General features: G+C 46.1%; 2 tRNA genes and 2 rRNA genes. All 4 read right to left on the reverse strand.

What is annotated here, in order from left to right:
• A 23S ribosomal RNA gene (locus VEHSUH06_RS01865) occupies positions 1–302 on the reverse strand; the annotation flags it as partial.
• Between the two features lie 987 nt (positions 303–1,289).
• Positions 1,290–1,365: transfer RNA gene (locus VEHSUH06_RS01875), tRNA-Ala, on the reverse strand.
• A gap of 129 nt (positions 1,366–1,494) precedes the next feature.
• Positions 1,495–1,571 (reverse strand) — tRNA-Ile (locus VEHSUH06_RS01880).
• Positions 1,572–1,682: 111 nt separating this feature from the next.
• Positions 1,683–2,635: ribosomal RNA gene (locus VEHSUH06_RS01885) — 16S ribosomal RNA — on the reverse strand; the annotation flags it as partial.

Consider the following 2,635-nt stretch of genomic DNA (forward strand, 5'->3'; position numbering starts at 1 on the left):
ACTGTCCTCAACCCCGGTGCGGTTGCCCGCTCCGGTTTGGCCTCTTTCCCGTTCGCTCGCCGCTACTAAGAAAATCTCGTTTGATTACTTTTCCTCTGGGTAATTAGATGTTTCAGTTCCCCAGGTGCCCTCCTCATAGTCTAAGCTATGGGTGACAGTGCATAACCACTGCCGGGTTCCCCCATTCGGAAATCTACGGGTCAAAGATTGCTTGCATCTCTCCGTAGCTTATCGCAGCTTACCGCGTCCTTCTTCGGCTGATATCGCCAAGGCATCCACCGTACGCCCTTAAAATCTTTACTTATTTTACATCATAATTTGCGGCTATCTTCGTTGTACTGCGTTCAGCTCACCTTGCGTATACAAATACGCGGCGGTTTCGCTTTACTGGTACGCCTCGATATCCATCAAATTCTGATGAAAATCATTACGATTTTTAGACATGCATTAGATACATTGTCGTTTATTTTGTAGCCGTACATTTTACATGTACGTCACCATTAAGTCAGAGAATTATTTCCTATGTGCTCGGGTCAACCTACTTAGAAATTCTAAGAGATGACCTTACAAATATATATTAATTCTTCTATGCAGTTTTCAAAGAACAATATTCTGACATAAATCTCACGATTCATGCATCATATGTTGCTATCTAAGATAGCTTTGTTATTTTAGTATATCACAGACTAGCTGTCAAATACTAAATGGTGGAGACGAGGAGATTCGAACTCCTGACCCCCTGCTTGCAAGGCAGGTGCTCTCCCAACTGTCCACCGTACGCCCTTAAAATCTTTACTTATTTTACATCATAATTTGCGGCTATCTTCGTTGTACTGCGTTCAGCTCACCTTGCGTATACAAATACGCGGCGGTTTCGCTTTACTGGTACACCTCGATATCCATCAAATTCTGATGAAAATCATTACGATTTTTAGACATGCATTAGATACATTGTCGTTTATTTTGTAGCCGTACATTTTCATGTACGTCACCATTAAGTCAGAGAATTATTTCCTATGTGCTCGGGTCAACCTACTTAGAAATTCTAAGAGATGACCTTACAAATATATATAATTATCTTCTATGCAGTTTTCAAAGAACAAACAATTCATATATTTCGCGTCTATCGTCGTTACATTCGTTTCACTTGTCTTGCGTAATTACCATTACGCGGCGACGTCGTTCATCTCATGCGCCTAGATATCCATCGAAATCTATTAAATTGTAACTGATTGTTTAAATCAGTTTAGTTATTTTAGTATATCACAGACTAGCTGTCAAATACTAAATGGTGGAGACGAGGAGATTCGAACTCCTGACCCCCTGCTTGCAAGGCAGGTGCTCTCCCAACTGAGCTACGCCCCCATGATGGTCCACTTAAGTCTCGATAATCCATTCCGAAGAATCCGTTATCTTTTATAAGTTTTTCCAAAATATTTAGCTCTTAATGTCTGTACTCTACACAAACGTGTATTTCGAGTTATATGAGCCAACTGGTGGGCCTAGGTGGACTCGAACCACCGACCTCACGCTTATCAGGCGTGCGCTCTAACCAGCTGAGCTATAGGCCCATATCTGTAGATTGAGAGTCTTTCCAGATCTCTCAAAACCGAACAATGTTAGGTGCCAAAGTGTCGACCTAAGTGACATCCAAGCTCTTGGCCTGGTGTATGTCTCCCTAGAAAGGAGGTGATCCAGCCGCACCTTCCGATACGGCTACCTTGTTACGACTTCACCCCAATCATCGACTTTACCTTAGACGGCTGGCTCCCGAAGGTTACCCCACCGGCTTTGGGCACTTCCGACTTTCGTGGTGTGACGGGCGGTGTGTACAAGGCCCGGGAACGTATTCACCGCAGTATGCTGACCTGCGATTACTAGCGATTCCGACTTCACGTAGGCGAGTTGCAGCCTACGATCCGAACTGAGAGAGTGTTTCTCGGGTTTGCTCCATCTCGCGATCTCGCTTCCGTCTATTAACTCCCATTGTAGTACGTGTGTAGCCCAGGTCATAAGGGGCATGATGATTTGACGTCATCCCCGCCTTCCTCCGCATTGTCTGCGGCAGTCTCTCATGAGTTCCCACCATTACGTGCTGGCAACATAAGATAGGGGTTGCGCTCGTTGCGGGACTTAACCCAACATCTCACGACACGAGCTGACGACAACCGTGCACCACCTGTTTTCTGGCTTCCGAAGAAGAGGAACTATCTCTAGTTCTGTCCATCAATGTCAAGACCTGGTAAGGTTCTTCGCGTTGCGTCGAATTAAACCACATACTCCACCGCTTGTGCGGGCCCCCGTCAATTCCTTTGAGTTTCAACCTTGCGGTCGTACTCCCCAGGCGGGGTACTTATTGCGTTAACTCCGGCACAGAAGGGGTCGATACCTCCTACACCTAGTACCCATCGTTTACGGCCAGGACTACCGGGGTATCTAATCCCGTTCGCTCCCCTGGCTTTCGCGCCTCAGCGTCAGTTTTCGTCCAGAAAGTCGCCTTCGCCACTGGTGTTCTTCCTAATATCTACGCATTTCACCGCTACACTAGGAATTCCACTTTCCTCTCCGATACTCTAGATCAGCAGTTTCCATCCCATCACGGGGTTAAGCCCCGAACTTTTAAGACAGACTGACT

The organism is Veillonella sp. S13053-19, from assembly GCF_002959835.1.
Taxonomy (GTDB): domain Bacteria; phylum Bacillota; class Negativicutes; order Veillonellales; family Veillonellaceae; genus Veillonella; species Veillonella rogosae.